15 protein-coding genes and 2 pseudogenes are annotated in these 16,451 nt (G+C 69.1%); 8 read left to right on the top strand and 9 right to left on the bottom strand.

Translation table 11 applies throughout. The annotated features are described in order from the left end of the window. Positions 1 to 8: 8 nt before the first annotated feature. Positions 9 to 1,073 (bottom strand): biotin/lipoate A/B protein ligase family protein, encoded by a 1,065-nt coding sequence (locus OG953_RS08365; protein ID WP_405691726.1) that lies wholly within the window; start codon positions 1,071 to 1,073, stop codon positions 9 to 11. 157 nt (positions 1,074 to 1,230) lie between these two features. On the opposite strand from OG953_RS08365, the pseudogene OG953_RS08360 reads away from it, so the two are divergent. From OG953_RS08360 to OG953_RS08345, 4 genes and pseudogenes are all read left to right on the top strand, one after another. Next, positions 1,231 to 1,323, top strand: a pseudogene (locus OG953_RS08360) (carboxymuconolactone decarboxylase family protein); the annotation flags it as partial. 187 nt (positions 1,324 to 1,510) lie between these two features. Further along, positions 1,511 to 1,981, top strand: coding sequence for a hypothetical protein (locus tag OG953_RS08355; RefSeq protein WP_405683291.1), 471 nt, complete (start codon positions 1,511 to 1,513; stop codon positions 1,979 to 1,981). Between the two features lie 126 nt (positions 1,982 to 2,107). Next, the gene (locus OG953_RS08350; protein WP_405683290.1) at positions 2,108 to 3,235 is read left to right on the top strand and encodes a PLP-dependent cysteine synthase family protein; all 1,128 of its coding nucleotides are present in this window, start codon (positions 2,108 to 2,110) and stop codon (positions 3,233 to 3,235) included. Further along, positions 3,232 to 4,515, top strand: coding sequence for an MFS transporter (locus OG953_RS08345; RefSeq protein ID WP_405683289.1), 1,284 nt, complete (start codon positions 3,232 to 3,234; stop codon positions 4,513 to 4,515). Before OG953_RS08350 ends, OG953_RS08345 begins: the two co-directional genes overlap by 4 nt. A gap of 380 nt (positions 4,516 to 4,895) precedes the next feature. On the opposite strand, the gene OG953_RS08340 is transcribed toward OG953_RS08345, so the two are convergent. The 5 genes and pseudogenes from OG953_RS08340 to OG953_RS08320 all read right to left on the bottom strand — a co-directional run bounded on the left by OG953_RS08340 (position 4,896) and on the right by OG953_RS08320 (position 10,390). After that, entirely contained in the window at positions 4,896 to 5,636 is a 741-nt protein-coding gene (locus tag OG953_RS08340) for an SDR family NAD(P)-dependent oxidoreductase (protein ID WP_405683288.1), read from the bottom strand. Between the two features lie 190 nt (positions 5,637 to 5,826). Beyond that, positions 5,827 to 6,909, bottom strand: coding sequence for a magnesium and cobalt transport protein CorA (locus tag OG953_RS08335; protein ID WP_405683287.1), 1,083 nt, complete (start codon positions 6,907 to 6,909; stop codon positions 5,827 to 5,829). 223 nt (positions 6,910 to 7,132) lie between these two features. Then, a pseudogene (locus OG953_RS08330) lies at positions 7,133 to 7,318 on the bottom strand (hypothetical protein); the annotation flags it as partial. 40 nt (positions 7,319 to 7,358) lie between these two features. After that, the gene (locus tag OG953_RS08325; RefSeq protein ID WP_405691724.1) at positions 7,359 to 8,564 is read right to left on the bottom strand and encodes an McrC family protein; all 1,206 of its coding nucleotides are present in this window, start codon (positions 8,562 to 8,564) and stop codon (positions 7,359 to 7,361) included. A 5-nt stretch (positions 8,565 to 8,569) separates the two neighbouring features. After that, positions 8,570 to 10,390, bottom strand: coding sequence for a DUF4357 domain-containing protein (locus OG953_RS08320; protein ID WP_405683286.1), 1,821 nt, complete (start codon positions 10,388 to 10,390; stop codon positions 8,570 to 8,572). A 743-nt stretch (positions 10,391 to 11,133) separates the two neighbouring features. On the opposite strand from OG953_RS08320, the gene OG953_RS08315 reads away from it, so the two are divergent. Further along, the gene (locus OG953_RS08315) at positions 11,134 to 12,843 is read left to right on the top strand and encodes a DUF2786 domain-containing protein (RefSeq protein ID WP_405683285.1); all 1,710 of its coding nucleotides are present in this window, start codon (positions 11,134 to 11,136) and stop codon (positions 12,841 to 12,843) included. A gap of 20 nt (positions 12,844 to 12,863) precedes the next feature. Here OG953_RS08315 and OG953_RS08310 read toward each other — a convergent pair whose 3' ends face one another. Then, a complete protein-coding gene (locus OG953_RS08310) occupies positions 12,864 to 13,118 on the bottom strand; it encodes an ATP-binding protein (protein ID WP_405683284.1) in 255 nt (84 codons plus the stop codon). A 6-nt stretch (positions 13,119 to 13,124) separates the two neighbouring features. Between OG953_RS08310 and OG953_RS08305 the strand changes: the two genes are divergently transcribed. Next, positions 13,125 to 13,262, top strand: coding sequence for a hypothetical protein (locus tag OG953_RS08305; RefSeq protein WP_405683283.1), 138 nt, complete (start codon positions 13,125 to 13,127; stop codon positions 13,260 to 13,262). A 264-nt stretch (positions 13,263 to 13,526) separates the two neighbouring features. Here the strand turns inward: OG953_RS08305 and OG953_RS08300 are convergent, their stop codons facing one another. After that, positions 13,527 to 13,874, bottom strand: coding sequence for an ArsR/SmtB family transcription factor (locus OG953_RS08300; protein WP_405683282.1), 348 nt, complete (start codon positions 13,872 to 13,874; stop codon positions 13,527 to 13,529). 78 nt (positions 13,875 to 13,952) lie between these two features. On the opposite strand from OG953_RS08300, the gene OG953_RS08295 reads away from it, so the two are divergent. Next, positions 13,953 to 15,050, top strand: coding sequence for a cation diffusion facilitator family transporter (locus tag OG953_RS08295; RefSeq protein WP_405683281.1), 1,098 nt, complete (start codon positions 13,953 to 13,955; stop codon positions 15,048 to 15,050). Between the two features lie 25 nt (positions 15,051 to 15,075). Then, positions 15,076 to 15,204, top strand: a complete 129-nt coding sequence (locus OG953_RS08290; RefSeq protein ID WP_405683280.1) for a hypothetical protein — start codon at positions 15,076 to 15,078, stop codon at positions 15,202 to 15,204. A 237-nt stretch (positions 15,205 to 15,441) separates the two neighbouring features. Here the strand turns inward: OG953_RS08290 and OG953_RS08285 are convergent, their stop codons facing one another. Beyond that, the gene (locus tag OG953_RS08285) at positions 15,442 to 16,404 is read right to left on the bottom strand and encodes an electron transfer flavoprotein subunit alpha/FixB family protein (RefSeq protein ID WP_405683279.1); all 963 of its coding nucleotides are present in this window, start codon (positions 16,402 to 16,404) and stop codon (positions 15,442 to 15,444) included. Between the last annotated feature and the right edge of the window lie 47 nt (positions 16,405 to 16,451).

Genomic DNA, 16,451 nt, shown 5'->3' with positions numbered 1-16,451 from the left:
CCAGGGGGCTACGGCACCCGGGCCGTCCACTCGGATGTACCGAATTTGGTGCGTACGAGTTCCTCGGCCCGGGCCATCTCCTCAGGGGTGACCTTGCCAGGGGTGAGGCCGTGGCGCTTTCGAAAGGATTCGATCATGTTGTCGATGACGGTCTGGCGCGGGAGACCGGTCTGCCGACGGAGCGGGTCGACGCGCTTCTTGGCGCTCCTGGTGCCCTTGTCGGACATCTTTTCCTTGCCGATGCGCAGGACATCGAGCATCTTGTCGGCGTCGATGTCGTAGGACATCGTCACGTGGTGCAGCACGGCGCCGGGTCCGCCGTCGGGGCCCACGATGCGCTTCTGGGCGGCTCCGGCGATCTTCCCGATGTCGGTCGCGATGTCGTTGAGGGGCTGGTACCAGGCTTTGATACCCATGTCGCCGAGCGCACCGAGTACCCAGTCGTCGAGATAGGCGTAGCTGTCGGCGAACGAGAGGCCGGAGACGAGGGAGTCCGGGACGGAGAGTGAGTACGTGATGGTGTTGCCGGGCTCCACGAACATGGCCCCACCACCGGATACGCGGCGGACGACCGTGATGCCGTGGCGTTCGGCGCCTGCCGGGTCGACCTCGTTGCGCAGGGACTGGAAGCTGCCGATGATCACGGCGGGCGCGGCCCACTCCCACACCCGGAGCGTCGGCGGACGTCGGCCCGCGGCTACCTCGGCGGTGATGACCTCGTCGAGGGCCATGTGGAGTGCGGGGGACTGCGGGGCCTCGTGGATGAGCTGCCAGTCGTAGTCGCTCCACTCGGTGGCGTGCGCGAGGGCCCGGCGTACGGCGACGGCGACGCCCTCGGAGGTGAGGCCGAGCATCACGGTCGAGGCGGGAAGCGCGGCGTCGATCCGGGCGGCGAGACCGGCGGTGTCGGCGTTGGCAGGGGCGCCCTCCAGCGCCGCGTCGATCGTGAGGATCGCCTCGTCCGGCTCCAGGAAGAAGTCCCCGGCCACCCGCACGTTGCGCAGTGCCCCGCCCTCGACATCGAGATCCACCACGACGAGCTTGCCGCCGGGGACCTTGTACTCACCGTGCACAGTCATGCCTCCACCAGTTCCGCCCGACTCTCATGTCCACGAATCGGCTCCGATCAGGAACAACCCCGCCGCCGTACGGTTTAATCCGCACATCCGCAGTGCTGGACGTGCCGTCCAGGACCACGTTGCCCGCGCCGAGCGGTGGCCACCCTGTCGCGACGAGGGACTTTTCCGCGACGTATGGGAGCGGGAGGGCCTGTCCCCGCGCGATCGCAGTCTGGTGACCGTCACCGCCCTGGTCGCGTCGTACACGCCCAGGGACGGCTGGCGTATTGGGTGATGGCCCCGCCGAGGAAGACGCCCGCGGAGCGCACCGCTGGGCTCACCGGCTGAGTTCCTTAGCAGATTCGCATTGCTCATACCGTCTCGATGAGGTATTTCACCCTTACCTCCCCATAAATGCGCATCGCTTCCTGTTCGGCGATACGGTCGGGGGCGTGCCGTCCGTTATTGCCCCGGGGCCGGGTGTTCGCCGCCTCGTCATCACCCTGCTCCTGAGCCTGGCGATCGCCGCCGTGGCCCACGTGCTGACATGTGGTGTGCAGGCGCAGGACGGACACCACGTGTCGCTCCTCAGCGGTCCGCTGCCCGCAGCCGACCCCCACGTGCGGGACATGGGGCCCGTGCTGGACACGGCGGAAACCACCGACCGCGACGTGTCCGAGACCGGGCATCATCCAGCGGCTCCCGGCGGATGCTGTGATTCGGCGGTGCTCCTGGTCGAGGCGCCGACGCGCTCGGGGCTCCCCCTTCTGGCGGCGCTGCTGGTCACCCTGGCAGCGTGGGGACTCATGGAGGCGGGCCTTTTGAGCCTGTCGCGGCGCCGTCCCGTCGGTCTCGCAGCCGACGGGACGCCATGCCCCATGGGATTCTCTCTGCTGCAACTGGTCTGCGTCAGCCGTACGTGACACGGCTCGGTGCGCCCGGCCGCTCCCGCGACCGCCCGCACGAGCCGCCCGTACCCGTACCGCTCTCATGCGACGGCCCCGACCGGTTCGCGGCCGTGGAAAGACCAGGTTGCCATGACCGCTGCCATGCGCAGCATTTCCACCGACGACGTGCACGCCTTCGTGGCGGCACACGAACTCCCCGAACCGGCAGGCGCGGCCCGCCGCACCCCCGCCGGCATGGTGGGCAACACCCCGGTCCTCTGGGTCGGAAGCCCTTTCACTCCCGCAGACCGAGGCTTCTGGGCCAAGTTGGAGGGCGCCAATCCCGGCGGCATCAAGGACCGCCCGGCCCTTCACATGGTTGCGGCTGCCCGGGCCCGGGGAGAGCTCCGGCCCGAAGCGCCCGTCATCGAGTCCACCAGCGGGACGCTCGGACTCGGTCTCGCGCTCGCGGGCATCACCTACGGCCATCCGGTCACTCTGGTCACCGACCCCGGCATGGAACCGCTCATGGTCCACCAGCTCCGCGCCCTCGGAGCCCGGGTGGAGGTGGTGGCAGAACCGAGTCCGGCCGGCGGCTGGCAGCAGGCGCGCAGGGAACGCGTCCGCTCCCTGCTCGCCGCGCATCCGGGCTCCTGGTGCCCCGACCAGTACCACAACCCGGACAACCCGGCGGCGTACGCGAATCTTGCCCTCGAACTCGCCGTACAGCTCGGCCGGGTGGACGTGCTGGTAGCCGCCGTCGGAACGGGCGGGCACTCGGCCGGGACCGCCCGTGCCCTGCGCGCGATCTCGCCGGGCGTGCGGCTGGTCGGCGTCGACTCGGTGCGCTCCACCATCTTCGGCCAGCCCGCCGGTGTCCGCCTGATGCGGGGCCTGGGCAGCAGCATCTACCCGCGCAACGTCGACCACGCCGCCTTCGACGAGGCCCATTGGGTCGCACCGGACGAGGCGGTCCGGGCGGCCCGACAACTGGCGAGGCACCACTGTGTGAGCGGCGGCTGGAGCGTCGGCGCCGTTGCGCTGGTGGCCGGCTGGCTCGCCCGCACCCACACCCCGGGTACCCGCATCGCGGCGATCTTCCCCGACGGAGTCCACCGCTACTGGGACACGGTCTACAGCGACGACTACTGCCGCACGCACGACCTCCTCTCACGTCGGCCCGCTGAGGACCCCGATGAGATCGCCCATCCCGGCGAGCGCGTCGTGGAGCGCTGGACGCGCTGTGTGAACATCACCGCGCCCCGCGCCGACGAGGAGGCCACACGATGAGGGAGTTCGCCCGGCAGTTCCGGTCCTTCGACGGTGCCGTACGGCTGCTGATGGTCCAGCAGTTCACCATCAACACGGCGTTCTACATGCTCATGCCCTATCTCGCGATCCATCTCTCGGGTGGCCTGGGCATGGCAGCCTGGGCGGTCGGACTCGTGCTCGGCGTAAGGAACTTCAGCCAACAGGGCATGTTCCTCATCGGCGGCACGCTCGCGGACCGGCTCGGCTGCAAGAACGTGATGCTCGCCGGATGCGTGCTGCGGACCGTCGGCTTCGGACTGCTCGGCTTCGTCGACTCGCTGCCCGCGCTGATCGTCGCGTCGGCGCTGACGGGCTTCGCGGGGGCGTTGTTCAACCCGGCTGTGCGGGCCTTGCTCGCACGGGAAGCGGGGGAGCGACGGGTGGAGGCGTTCGCGATGTTCAACGTCTTCTACCAAGTGGGCATGTTCGCCGGCCCCTTGATCGGTCTTGCCCTGATCGCACTGAATTTCCGGCTGGTGTGCGCGGTGGCGGCACTGCTCTTCCTCGGACTCACCCTCGTACAGGTCAAGGTCCTGCCCGACCGCGGGCGCCCGCCGGCTGCGCAGGAGCGGCGCCAAGGAGTGCTCGCCGACTGGCGCACTGTGGTGTCCAACCGCCCCTTCCTGCTCTTCTCCGCAGCAATGATCGGCTCGTACGTCCTGTCCTTCCAGGTCTACCTGGCGCTGCCGTTGCAGGCGCAGCGGGTGGCCCCGGGGAGCGGGGACGGCGTCACCACGGCGCTCTTCGCCGTATCGGCGGGTGTTGCCGCGGCCGGACAGCTGCGCATCACCGCCTGGGCGCGGGCGCGTTGGTCTCCGGGCAGGTCCGTCGTCTACGGCTTGACGCTGATGGGCGGCGCCTTCGCACCGCTCTTTGTCGCGGGCGCACCGCCCCGGGGCGAGGGACTGCTGATCCGGGCGGTGGCCCTGGCACCGCTGTTCCTTGCGGCCGCTCTGCTCGCCCTCGGTACGGCCCTGGTGTATCCGTTCGAGATGGACGCCGTCGTCGCGTTCTCCGGCGAGCGGCTGGTCGCCACCCACTACGGCCTGTACAACACCATCTCGGGCGTCGGGATCACCGTCGGGAACCTTGCGACCGGCGCCGTGTGGGATGCCTCCACTGAGCAACCGCGTTTGCCCTGGCTCGTGTTGTGCCTCGTGGGCGTCGTGTGCGCCGCAGCGATCGCCGGCTTGACGCGCACCGGGAGACTTGAGCCTCTTCGGGTCGGCCGGGCGGGGGAACCGGTTCCGCAGCGGTGAGGCAATGCCGTCCGGCGCGATGGCCTGCTCGGCTCGCCGCCCCGGGCCGGCCCTCTCGTCAGAGGGTCGTCAAGGACGGACCGGTTGCCCCTTTCCAGGAATTGATCACGCCTTCTTCCTCCCTGTCCTCCCAGCCTTCTTTTTCCGGACGGACCGTGCTCTGCGCGTCCTCCTGTGGGTGGCGCTCGCCGTCCCGCTGCACGTGGTGCTGACGGCGAGGGACGCTGCTGTGCGGGGCGACAGCGCTCCGGCAGTTGTCCGAGCGCATTGACCGCTAGGCTGCTCATTCGGCTGTGACCGAGCGCTCCAGTCGGCCAACTTGTGCCCGGTAGTTGGCCGGCAGGGTAGTTCGCCGGCAGTGGCGTAGCCCTCCGGCCGGCTCAGGTCAGGTTCAGTCCTCCGTCGAGCACGATGACCTCGCCGGTGAGATAGGTGCTGGCGATCACCGACGCCACCAGGTCGGCCACGTCGGCGGGCTGAGCCGGGCGACGCATGGGCGCGCGATCCCGCCACAACTCGTGCGCCTGAGCCCAGTCCTTCGTCATCGGTGTGTCCACCAGCCCCGGAGCGACCGCGTTGACCCGCACATCCGGCCCGAGCGCAGCCGCGAGCAGCCGGGTCACGTGATTCAGCGCGGCCTTGCTCGCTGCGTACGGCACCGACGAGCCCTTGGGGCGCACGCCGGCATGGCTGGTGATGTTCACGATGCTGCCGCCTGCGGGGGATTGGCGCAGCGCCGGAAGTGCCTCCGTGCACAGCACCCATGGTGCGATCAGGTTGACTTCCAGCAGCTGCCGCCAGTCCGCCGGCGTCGCAGCGGCCAGGTCGTCGTGCGGGATCGGCCAGCTGATGCCCGCGTTGTTCACCAGCACATCCAGCCGCCCGTACCGGCCGAGTGCCGCCTCGACCAGTCCCCGGGCCTCCTCCTCCACCGCCAGATCCGCCCGTACATACGCCCCGCCGAGCTCCGCCGCCAGCGCCTCCCCGGCCTCCGCACTGCGCCGCGAGTGCACGACGACCCGCATCCCGTCCGCCGCCAGCCTCCGCGCAACGGCCTCCCCGATCCCCGACGTGGACCCGCTGACCAGGGCGACGGGCCCATCCGCTTGTTCAATCCTCATGCCGACGGATCCTTCCACGGCCTCCATCAGTGATGTCGGGCCGTGGTCATCGCCACCCCACGCCTCGCCCGCGCCATCGACGCAGCCCTGGCGCTCAGTCACATCGGTGTTGAAGGAAAAGCCGCTGAGAGTGCAGCCCTTCCGCGCGAGGTGTTACGGCCTGGCCGGAGCAGGTCCGGAGGGACGTCGGTCAGAGCCAGCCGGCTCGGCGGAAGCTTCGGTGGATGACGAGGCAGGCGGTAGCCATGACTCCGAGGGCGAGGGGATACCCGTAGGTCCAGCGCAGCTCCGGCATGTGGTCGAAGTTCATGCCGTACACGCCGCAGACCATCGTCGGTACGGCGATGATCGCCGCCCATGCCGTGATCTTGCGCATGTCCTCGTTCTGGGCGACGGTCACCTGGGCGAGGTGGGCCTGGAGGATCGAATCGAGCAGGGCGTCGAACGACGTGATCTGCTCGATGACGCGAGCCAGGTGGTCGGCGACGTCACGGAAGTACGGCTGGATGTCCGGACCGACCGGCGGCATGGGCCGGGTGACCAAGGCCTGCAGTGGTCGGTCCAGTGGTGCCACCGCACGCTTGAGCTCCAGCAGTTCGCGCTTGAGCTGGTAGATCCGGCCCGCGTCACCACGAGCGGCGTGCCCACTGAAGACGTCGGTCTCGACGGCGTCGATGTCGATCTGCAGGGAGTCCGCCACAGCCAGGTAGTCGTCGACCACATGGTCGGCTATGGCGTGCAGTACGGCTGCGGGCCCCTTGGCCAGCTGCGCGGGGGCAGCCTCCAACGCCTCGCGGAGCGGACCCAGCGAACCGTGCGCGCTGTGCCGGACGGTGATCACGAAGTCGGCACCGGTGAAAATCATCAGCTCGCCGGTGTCCACCACCTCGCTGGTGGCGGTGAGCTCCCCGTGCTCGACATAGCGGCAGGTCTTGAAGACGGCGAACAGCGTCTCGTCGTACCGCTCCACCTTCGGCCGCTGGTGGGCGTGCACCGCGTCCTCGACTGCCAGCGGATGCAGGCCGAACAGCTCGGCGATACCCGCGAATTCTGTCTCGGAGGGCTTGTGCAGCCCGATCCACACGAAGCCGCGGCCGGACTTGCGGACCCGCCGCAGAGCTTCGTCCGTCGAGCAGGCAGCGGGCTGCCGTACGCCGTCTTCGTAGATCACGCAGTTGACCACCGCGCTGCCCAGCGGAGAGCGGGCCGGGTGGCTCAGGTCGACCTTCCGGCGGTAGGCGCGGCGCACCGCACGTCGGAGAATGCGGATCACCGGCACATCGAGCTCCTTCGGACAGCAGGTCGCCAGTGTGCCACCGGTCGTTGTGGGCCTGGGGAGGAGGAGGGGCGGGCGTACGACCGGAGCGATTTCAACGAGGGCGTTTGGAAGCCCGCCCCAGGCCCTGGCCGCTGCCGAGGTGATTCCGCCTCAAGCGCGGCGTACTTCGAGGAGCTCACGCTCGAGCGGGCGGACGCGGCCCACGTCGTGCGTGCGGCCGGATGGTTCGCATGCGGGGGGCGCGCCCGGTCCAAGGACTCCAGCTGCAGTCCTCGTCCGCGTGCAGCTCAGCGACGGTCAGCTGCTGGACCTTCGCCGTCGCCTTGCGTACGCCGGCCTTGACGGGCTTCTCCAGCACGTCGTAGCTCTCCCGGAAGGTGTTGGCGAACGCGAGCTGTGGCACGACGTGAACTCCCCACCCTGGACGGACACTCCGCCGTCGATCATACGGATAGGTCGGCGCGCATATGCCGGGACAAGGCCTCGACATCTGCGAGCAGCCCGTTGGGTGACTGGTCGAGATCCAGCGCGTGCTGATGGATGACGATGCCCGCGTGCCGCACGCGGTGAGCCGCGTGCGGCGCGTTCCCCTTCGCGTAGATGAGGTGCCCTTCGAGCAATCCCAGCGCCGTGCAGTAGGCGAGCATCTGGTACAGGTCGGCGTCCGGAAACCCGTCCCGCTTCTCCGCCTTGTACTTGGCGTCGGCGACCGCGACGGGTGTGCCGTCCGGCCCGTACACCACGAAGTCCGGTTTCATACGGATCGCGGCGGCCTCGTCGAGGTGGTGCGAGGCCTGGAGACGGCCGATGAGACCCGTGCCGCGCAGCGTCTCCTGCAGGGCGACGGTCACGAAGTCCTCGAAGAGCCTGTTCATGTCGAACAGGAAGCCGTCGATACGCAGCCCGCCCGTCGCGTGCTCGGCGGACGCGTCGTCCAGTACGGTGCGGGCGAGGCGCAGGGCGGAGTGGTATCGGGAGTTGAGACGGGAGGGCCGCCAGGCGGGCAGGAGCTGTCCCCGGACCAGGGGCGTGACGTCGGCGAGCCGGGTGCGCTGGTGCAGCAGCCTGCGGCGCACTTCGCGGGGAATCCCTGGCAGGCGCAGCAACTTCTCCACCGCGGCCCGCAGGAGGCGGTTCTCCGCGATGTCGGTGGTGAACTCGTCGTACGTCACCTCGACCGGCAGCGTCGCACCGAAATGACGTCGTATCTGGTCGGTCTCCCGGATGCGTCCTCGCACCACCAGCGCCGTCTCCTCGGTCGACCGATACCCCTGCAGCAGTCCTTGGCGCAGGGCACGATCGATCTGCCGCTCCACGGCATGGGCGAGCGCGGGCAGCAGATCACGGTGCTCGGCCACGTCGACCTGTCCGTCGCGCCAGCTCCCTCGCGGATCGCGGCTGTGGCCGAGCAGGAAGAAGAGCCGGGCGATGGGCACCTTGGGCGTGATCCGGACGGTGACGGGCTCGCTGCCTCCCGCAACGTCGACCGAGACCGCCCCCACCTTGTTGTTCGCCCGCAGCAGCCATTGTCCCGGCGTGTAGGGGTCGGTGGAGGCGTCCACGATCCGGTTGGCCGCGAGCGTCCGGCCGACCGCGTCCGGCAGGGCATGGCTGGTGGCAGGCGCGTGCTCGACGAGCTCGACGACCATCGGGCTCACGCGGGCGACTCCGGCAGCGACTGCCGCAGGGCGGCGAGACCGTAGCGCTTCTCGATGTCGACGCCGTCGCCGTAGTGGTGTTCCTCAAGGAGCGGGAGGATCTTCGTTCGCCAGGTCCGCTCCAGGCCTCCGTCCCGGTACACGCCCTTCTTCATCAGGTACGAGGGGCCGATTCGGAAATCAGGTTCGTCGATGCGGGAGTTGAGCGCGTCCAGCAGGTCGGCGGGCTCCGCACCGCGGGCCTGGCCGGTGAGCCATCGGCGAAGCAGACCGCTGGTGGGCTCGGTCCGCGGCGACAGTTCCACGAAAGCGAACCGGCGCCGCATCGCCGCGTCCACGAGCGCGATCGAGCGGTCCGCGGTGTTCATCGTGCCGATCACGAACAGGTTGGGCGGCAGCGCGAAGTCGTCGCCGGAGTAGGGCAGCTGGACCGACATGTCCCGGTACTCCAGGAGGAAGTACAGCTCGCCGAAGACCTTCGCCAGGTTGGCCCGGTTGATCTCGTCGATGATCAGGAAGTGCGGGATGTGTCGGTTGCCCTCCTTCGAGGCATGGTCCGCCAGGTCCCGCAGGGGACCTGCCGTCATCCGGAAGGCGACCTCGTGGGTCTCGGGATCCTCCTTGGGCCGGATCCCCTCGACGAAGTCCTCATAGGCGTACGAAGGGTGGAACTGCACCAGCTTCACCTGCTCCGGCCCACCCCCCAGGAACTTCGCGAGCTTCAGCGCGAGGTAGGTCTTGCCCGTGCCGGGCGGCCCGTACAGCACCAGCTGCCGTTCGTCCCAGAGGAGATCCCGCACCTCGCGGAGCCAGGCCACATCGTGCACATGAAGTTCTTCGGCCAGCGCGTCCGTCGGCTCCGGCAGCTCAAGGTCCCGCCGGACCGTGATCGCCGGAAGCTCCGTGCTCGGGTCCCGCTCTATGGCCTCGGCCTCGTCGGCCAGCTCCTCGTCGGTCAGTCCGAGTCCATCGATCACAGCTTGTACGGAGGTGAGCTCGACGACGTCGTGCTGGATTGACAGCTTCTGCTTCAGCTCCTCCGACAGGTCGTCGTAGACGTAGCCGGCATCCTGCCAGGTCACCGGTCGGCGCAGATTGGAGCGGCCGTCCGTGGACGCGGTCTGCTCGACCTCACCGGTGACCTCTCCGACGTACAACTGTCCGTCGGAGATCGTGCACACCGTGTCGCCCGCCTTCATTCGAGACAGGAAGGCGTGCAGCTCCTCGACCTGCTGCTGCTTCTGCCCGTACGATGCCGTCGATCCGTAGCCCTCCTCGACGAGGGTTCGCAGTTGTTCCTTGCTGAGGCTCTGATCGACGCCCTGTCGGAGCCGGGAGGCTGCCAGGGTCACCCGACCCTCCGGCAGCCAAAGCCGCTGTACCAGATCGAGACCGGTCACATTGGAGCCACGCACCAGCCAGGCGCGATTGGGGCCCCACGAGGCCCCAGGCATGAAATCTCCCAGTGGGCGATCGTCCTCGGTCTTCCAATCGACCCAACCGTTGGAGCTCCGGCCGGAGAGGACGCCTGCCGCCTCGGAGGAGGAGTTGAAGGTGATCTCGCCCGTCGTCTCCAGCCAGCCGGGCCAGGTCCGAGACGGCCTGATGAGTCCGTCGCCGATCAGCTGCTCACGCAGCCTGTGCGCGGAGGACACCCGTTTGGCGAAGGACGGTACGGCATCCCGCCGAACGGGCTGACCCGCCCCGACGACGAACTTCCGGCTGCCGTTTGTCCCCATCTCGTCGGTCTGCTGTCCCCGAGCCCGCGGCCCGCCATTGGGCAGCCGCAGGAAGAACTCCGGGTAGTCGCCGGCCATGGATAAGGCTCCCCCTCCGTAGACATCGATCTTTCGGAAGGGTAGGCCGCCCCACTGACAAACAGCAGGGAGTCCGGGGTGATGCTCCCGTACCGAATTCCTAGGATGTGTGGATCAGGCGACGAGAGGGCCCTCCGCCGGCGTGGGGAGGCCCTGGGGGAGGGGATGACATGGCGGAGAGTGGCGGGGATCCCTCATCGGAGAAGGTCTTCCGATGGGGGCGCAGGGATTGGCTGGACACCCGGACGCGGGACCTTGCCGGCGTCTTGGAGACCGCCGGGTCCCGGCTGTACGTGCTGCTCCCCCATGACCTCGGCGATCAGCGCCTGGTGGCGGCGGTCACGGTCGTCCGGGTGGCGGCGGACGAGGCACGGGCGCAGCCCGTTTCCGATACGGTCGGATGGCTGGAGCGCCTCATCCCAGGAGGCCACCTTCATGACTTGGCGGGCGCGGTACAGGAGCTGCGTCACCGTCTGGCATCGAGTGGCGAACCGGCCCTCTGGTCCTGGAACGCCGCCGGCTGGGAGGAGATGCTGCTGTGGTGGTGGAGGCGGCATCAGCCCCGAACCGGCGATTCGGAGCGGGACTTCGGCGAGTGGCGTTCTCGCTGGGCGGCGCACGTCCCGTGGAACGAGGCCATGGACGCTCCCGAGTGGGCGCCTCGACGACACGGTCGCGAACTCGTCACGCCGGCCGGGTTCTTCACGCACGAGCCGGAGCCCTTGAGGCTCCTCGCACGTGCCGTGCTGGATGCGCCGGACACGATCGCGGCGATCCAGGATGCGGTACTCCTACGTGAGGAACACCTGCAGGGCGCCTGGCACTTGGCATGGCTGGCCGAACAGCAAGCGTCTGTCGAACAGATCGAAGTCTGGCGCCGCAAGCACCAGGCAACCGGCTCCGAATCCACCCGGGCCTTCCTTACGGAGCTGTCCGAGGCGGTCAAGAGGTACATGTCTGTTGTACTGCAGCCGGTCATCGACGCTCTGAGCGACTGTGAACGTTCACTCTTGAGCGACAGCAGGAACGGGCCGCGGCGATCCGCAGCCGACTACCTGGATGCCTTCCTCGACTGGCAGACAGAGCCGGGCGTGGTAGACCGGCAGGACGATTTCCTGAGCACGGCACTCGAGCAGCAGGCGCGGGAACATGCGGAGCGCGGCGAGGTGTCCTGGCACGGAATGTCGGGTTCCGTCCCTGTCTGGTACCACATTGTCACCTCCCCGCAGGAGAGGGCGGCGGCACTCGCCTACTCGGGAGCCCCGGCGGCCTCGGTCGTGAAGGTCAAGACCGGTGCTGCTGAGCCTGGGGATTTCTTTGGCCTCTTCGCGAACCCGCGGGACGAGACGGATGAGTGGTACCCCGAGCCGGGCATCGAGATTCGCTATGCCGACGCGAGCGCGTTCGACCTGTGTGGTCTGCTGGCCGTCAGTCAGCTCGGCCACGCGCGCCTCGAGTTCCTGACCGTACGGCCCGACGGCGGCGTCCAGCTGCTTCGATCCGTCCGTGCACGCGTACGGGACGAGGACACTGTCACCTGGCGGCGGTGGGCCTTGGCGTCATTGTCGACGATCGCCCCCGAACCCGACGATCTCGTCGACGCGATCGCCCGCCAGGAGCACGACGCGGACGACGCGGACGACCGCGACGAACCAGATCCCCGCATGCGATCCCATGAGACTCCCGCGCCCCCGTCCGACTCTTCCGCATCGGGTCCACGGAGCACCGGCAGCGGCCTGCCGGCCGCGTTGGTGGGCAAGGTCAGGGCGCTACTGCGGCAGGCGGAGGATCCGGCCGTCGGTGAGAAGGAAGCGCGCGCGTTCCTCGAGAAGGCCACGGGCCTCATGGCCAAGTACGGCATCGAGCAGGCGATGCTCGATGCCGTGTCCGAACCGGCCAAGCCGGTGGACAAGGTCGTCGAGCTGCACCCTCCGTACGTCAAGGAAATGCGGCGCTTGCTCGCTCGGATCGCCTACGAGATGCGTTGCCCTTCCGTGTACCCGGGAGGTAAGGACAACAAGCATCGGGTGCACCTCTTCGGGTTCGACGCCGATCTCCAGGCGGCCGAGGTCCTGTTCGCCAGTTTGCGCCTCCAGATGTTGAACGGGGCAGACCGCGCGGACCGCTTGTACCGCTCGGATGACGAGGACGCTCGCGCCTACAAGCGTTCCTGGATGCTCGGCTTCATTCGCGAGGTCAGCGAACGTGTCGGCGCCGCTCAGCAGTCGGCAAGCGCGGCTGCCGATGCCGAGCAGCAGGCCGGTCCGCACGGAGCGGCCTCGGGCGGGCGCAGCGTGGCTCTGGTTCTCGCAGATCGGTCGGTTGTCGTCGAGGCACAGCGCACTGCGCGCTATCCGAACCTGACCAAGGCGCGCCCGACGAAGTTCAAGGGGACGGGCTATTGGCAGGGGGTGGCCGACGGGAAGCGGGCCGACATCGGCGGCGTTCGCTGACGAGGGGGAGAACGCACAGCTCACCCATTGACAGGCCCGGAGAGTGGTGGGGCGAGGGAGATGCCGGCCCACACCGTCTTGCCGCTCGGTGGGAACGGTACGCCCCCCCACCGGTCGGCGAGCGCGGAGACGACAAGCGGGAGCCCACGGCCGCCCTCGGCGGCGGCGTCCTGAGGAGCCGGCAGGCGGTCTCCCCGTGCGTCGGTGACCTCGATCCGCAGGACGCGGGGCGTGCCGCCGAGTACGAGCCTGAGCCGGAATCCGCGTCCCCGCACCCTCCCGTGCAGTACGGCGTCGGCGGCGAGCTCGGCGACGATCTGCTCGGCACGCTCCGTGATGTCGGGTGGGGTCTCTCAGGAGCGAAGCTCCATGACCGCAAGCAGCCGGGCGAGGCGTGCGCCGCGGCGCGTTTCGGATAGCAGTTGGCTGAACATGGGGTCGGTGGAGTGAAGTTGGTGGGTAGCTGGGTTCATGGAGGCCATGGTGGTGGGCGGGGGAGCGGTTTCGCGAGCGCCGCACCCCGTACGTGTGGTCAGCGTACGGGCACGCAGGGTGGACGGTTCGGCGGGGTTGTAGTCACTCTGGGTGAGTTCATCGCGTACGTGGTGGTGACGAGCCTGCACCTCGCCGGGCTCAACCGCCTGCTGTGGCGCTGCCTCCACCGCCTCGCAGAGGCCCGCTGCTCAGTCGTGCGCGGCAGCGCCGCTGAGGTGGTGGTCGGCGAGGTTCAGGACTTCGTCGACCACGCGTCGCAAGTGCCCGTTGGACAGGCCGTAAATCATGCGCCGACCCTCCTTGCGTACGGACACGAGCCCCGCCAGTCGCAGCTTGGCCAAGTGCTGACTGACCGCCGGACGAGCGGCTCCGCAGGCTGCCGTCAGTGTGGTGACATCCGCTTCACCTTTGCCGAGGGTGTGCACCAGTGCGAGCCGGGTGCGGTCGGCGAGCAGGCCCAGGACCGCGGCGGCGTGGGTGAGCTGTTCGGTGCCCGGATCTTGCGGGTGCGTACCATGTGCAGGTGATAGGTGCATGCGTGCGCTCATGTGCACATAATGGATCAGGGCGCCTTGTGGTGTCCACATCCCCGTCCCGCGTCGAAAGGCCGGATCGTGAGCGAGCAGCCTGGACACACCCACCACCCGCACGAGTACCGGCACATTCGCGACCATGACCACGGTCGGGACAGCGGGCCTGCCCATGGGCAGGGTGGCACCGGCCGCCGGGCGCGGTGGCGGCATCGGCTCGGCCACCTGGTGAAACCGCACTCGCACGAGTCCGCCGACAAGGTCGACCGTGCCCTGGAGTCCTCCGCGCAGGGCATGCGGGCGCTATGGATTTCTCTGGCGGTGCTCGGCGTCACGGCTGTGACGCAGGCTGTGGTGGTCGTCCTGTCCGGCTCGGTGGCTCTGCTCGGCGACACCGTGCACAACGCGGCCGACGCACTGACCGCACTGCCGCTGGGCGTGGCCTTCGTCCTGGGTCGCCGGGCGGCGAACCGCCGCTTCACCTACGGCTACGGGCGGGCCGAGGACCTGGCCGGCATCGTCATCGTGCTGACCATTGCGGCCTCCGCATTCTTTGCCGCCTGGACCGCGATCGACCGGCTGCTGAACCCGCAGGGGATCAGCTGCCTGCCCGCCGTCGCTGCCGCGGCCGTGGTCGGCTTCGTCGGCAACGAGTGGGTGGCCCGCTACCGCATCCGAGTCGGACGCGAGATCGGCTCGGCTGCCTTGATCGCCGACGGACTGCACGCCCGCACCGACGGATTCACCTCGCTCGCCGTGTTGTTGGGCGCAGGCGGTGCCGCGATCGGCTGGCGGCTTGCCGACCCGATCGTGGGTCTGTTCATCACCGCTGCGATTCTGCTGGTGCTGCGCGACGCCTGCCGGGAAGTCTTTTGCCGGGTGATGGACGCCGTCGATCCCGCCCTGGTCGACGCGGCCGAGCACGCGCTGGAACAAGTGCAGGGCGTAAGGGGGGTGGGTGAGCTGCGGCTGCGCTGGATCGGCCATCGGCTGCGTGCGGAGGTCGCGGTCGTCGTCGACGGCGAGCTGAATGTGCGTGAAGCCCACCAGGTGGCCGTGGAGGCCGAGCATGCCCTGCTGCACGCCGTACCGAAGCTGACCGCGGCCTTGGTCCATGCCGACCCGACTCCGGCGCCGGGTGCCCCGGACCCGCACCTGGTCCTGGCACACCACGGGACCTGAGCCGATCGGCAACGGCACCAGGACCATGAGGACTTCGTCGGTCGTGGCCCGCGAGTACCTCCAGGGCGTGGACCGTTCGGTCCGCGTCGTCGGCCTCGGGGACGAGGCAGGTGTGGCCGGTCATGCCTGTCCGGTGCCCTGTCGGCAGGTCTGATCCTCAATGCCACGCTCGGCCGGTCCTGGGCCGACCCGCTTGCCGCCCTCGTCATCGCACCGAGCAAACGCTGGACGGCCCGTGCCGCCGACAGCGGCTGACGCCGACGTCGTCCGAACCGGTACGGGACGCTGTCGGATCTGCGTCAATGGTGACCGGAAACGGTCCGGGGCCGCGCGGTGAGTTCACACCGCGCGGCCCCGGACCGTCGGAAAAGGGGTGCAGCTGGACGGCGGGTCAGCCCTTGCGGGACGTGACCTCGTCGGTGAGCTGGGGGACGACCTGGAAGAGGTCGCCGACGACGCCGTAGTCGACGAGGTCGAAGATCGGGGCCTCGGCGTCCTTGTTGATCGCGACGATCGTCTTCGAGGTCTGCATGCCGGCGCGGTGCTGGATCGCGCCGGAGATGCCGGAGGCGATGTACAGCTGCGGGGAGACCGACTTGCCGGTCTGGCCGACCTGGCTGGAGTGCGGGTACCAGCCGGCGTCGACCGCGGCACGCGAGGCACCGACGGCCGCACCGAGGGAGTCGGCGAGGGCCTCGATGATCGCGAAGTTCTCCGCACCGTTGACGCCACGGCCGCCGGAGACGACGATCGCGGCCTCGGTCAGCTCCGGACGGCCCGTCGACTCGCGCGGCGTGCGGGACAGCACCCTCGTGCCGGTGGCCTGCGCGGAGAACGACACCGCCAGGGTCTCGACCGCACCCGCCGCCGGAGCGGCCTCGACCGGAGCCGAGTTCGGCTTGACCGTGATGACCGGGGTCCCCCTGGAGACACGGGACTTGGTGGTGAACGACGCGGCGAACGCGGACTGCGTGGCAACGGGGCCCTGCTCACCAACCTCCAGGTCGACGGCGTCGGTGATGACGCCCGACCCGATCCGCACCGCGAGACGGGCCGCGATCTCCTTGCCCTCAGCGGAGGACGGAACCAGCACCGCCACCGGGGAGAGGGCGGCATGGGCGGCCTGCAGCGCGTCGACCTTCGGCACGACCAGGTAGTCGGCGAACTCCGGCGCATCGGCGGTCAGGACCCTCACCGCACCATGCTCCGCCAGCACCCCCGCGGTGCCGGCGGCACCACTGCCCAGCGCGACCGCGACCGGCTCACCGACACGACGGGCCAGCGTCAAAAGCTCCAGGGTGGGCTTGCGGACGGCACCGTCCACGTGATCGACATAGACGAGAACTTCAGCCATGGGACTTCAATCTCCTGCGAGTAGCGAAGAAACAACGGGGAACGAAC

The organism is Streptomyces sp. NBC_00057 (genome assembly GCF_045041165.1).
In the GTDB taxonomy this organism is placed as follows: domain Bacteria; phylum Actinomycetota; class Actinomycetes; order Streptomycetales; family Streptomycetaceae; genus Streptomyces.
This window is presented reverse-complemented; position numbering and strand designations above follow the sequence as displayed.

Coding starts and splice junctions, on each gene's coding strand:
- OG953_RS08350 (WP_405683290.1), top strand. CDS start 2,108: ATGCGCAGCATTTCCACCGACGACGTGCACGCCTTCGTGGCGGCACAC.
- OG953_RS08345 (WP_405683289.1), top strand. CDS start 3,232: ATGAGGGAGTTCGCCCGGCAGTTCCGGTCCTTCGACGGTGCCGTACGG.
- OG953_RS08340 (WP_405683288.1), bottom strand. CDS start 5,636: ATGAGGATTGAACAAGCGGATGGGCCCGTCGCCCTGGTCAGCGGGTCC.
- OG953_RS08325 (WP_405691724.1), bottom strand. CDS start 8,564: ATGGTCGTCGAGCTCGTCGAGCACGCGCCTGCCACCAGCCATGCCCTG.
- OG953_RS08320 (WP_405683286.1), bottom strand. CDS start 10,390: ATGGCCGGCGACTACCCGGAGTTCTTCCTGCGGCTGCCCAATGGCGGG.
- OG953_RS08300 (WP_405683282.1), bottom strand. CDS start 13,874: ATGCACCTATCACCTGCACATGGTACGCACCCGCAAGATCCGGGCACC.
- OG953_RS08290 (WP_405683280.1), top strand. CDS start 15,076: ATGAGGACTTCGTCGGTCGTGGCCCGCGAGTACCTCCAGGGCGTGGAC.
- OG953_RS08285 (WP_405683279.1), bottom strand. CDS start 16,404: ATGGCTGAAGTTCTCGTCTATGTCGATCACGTGGACGGTGCCGTCCGC.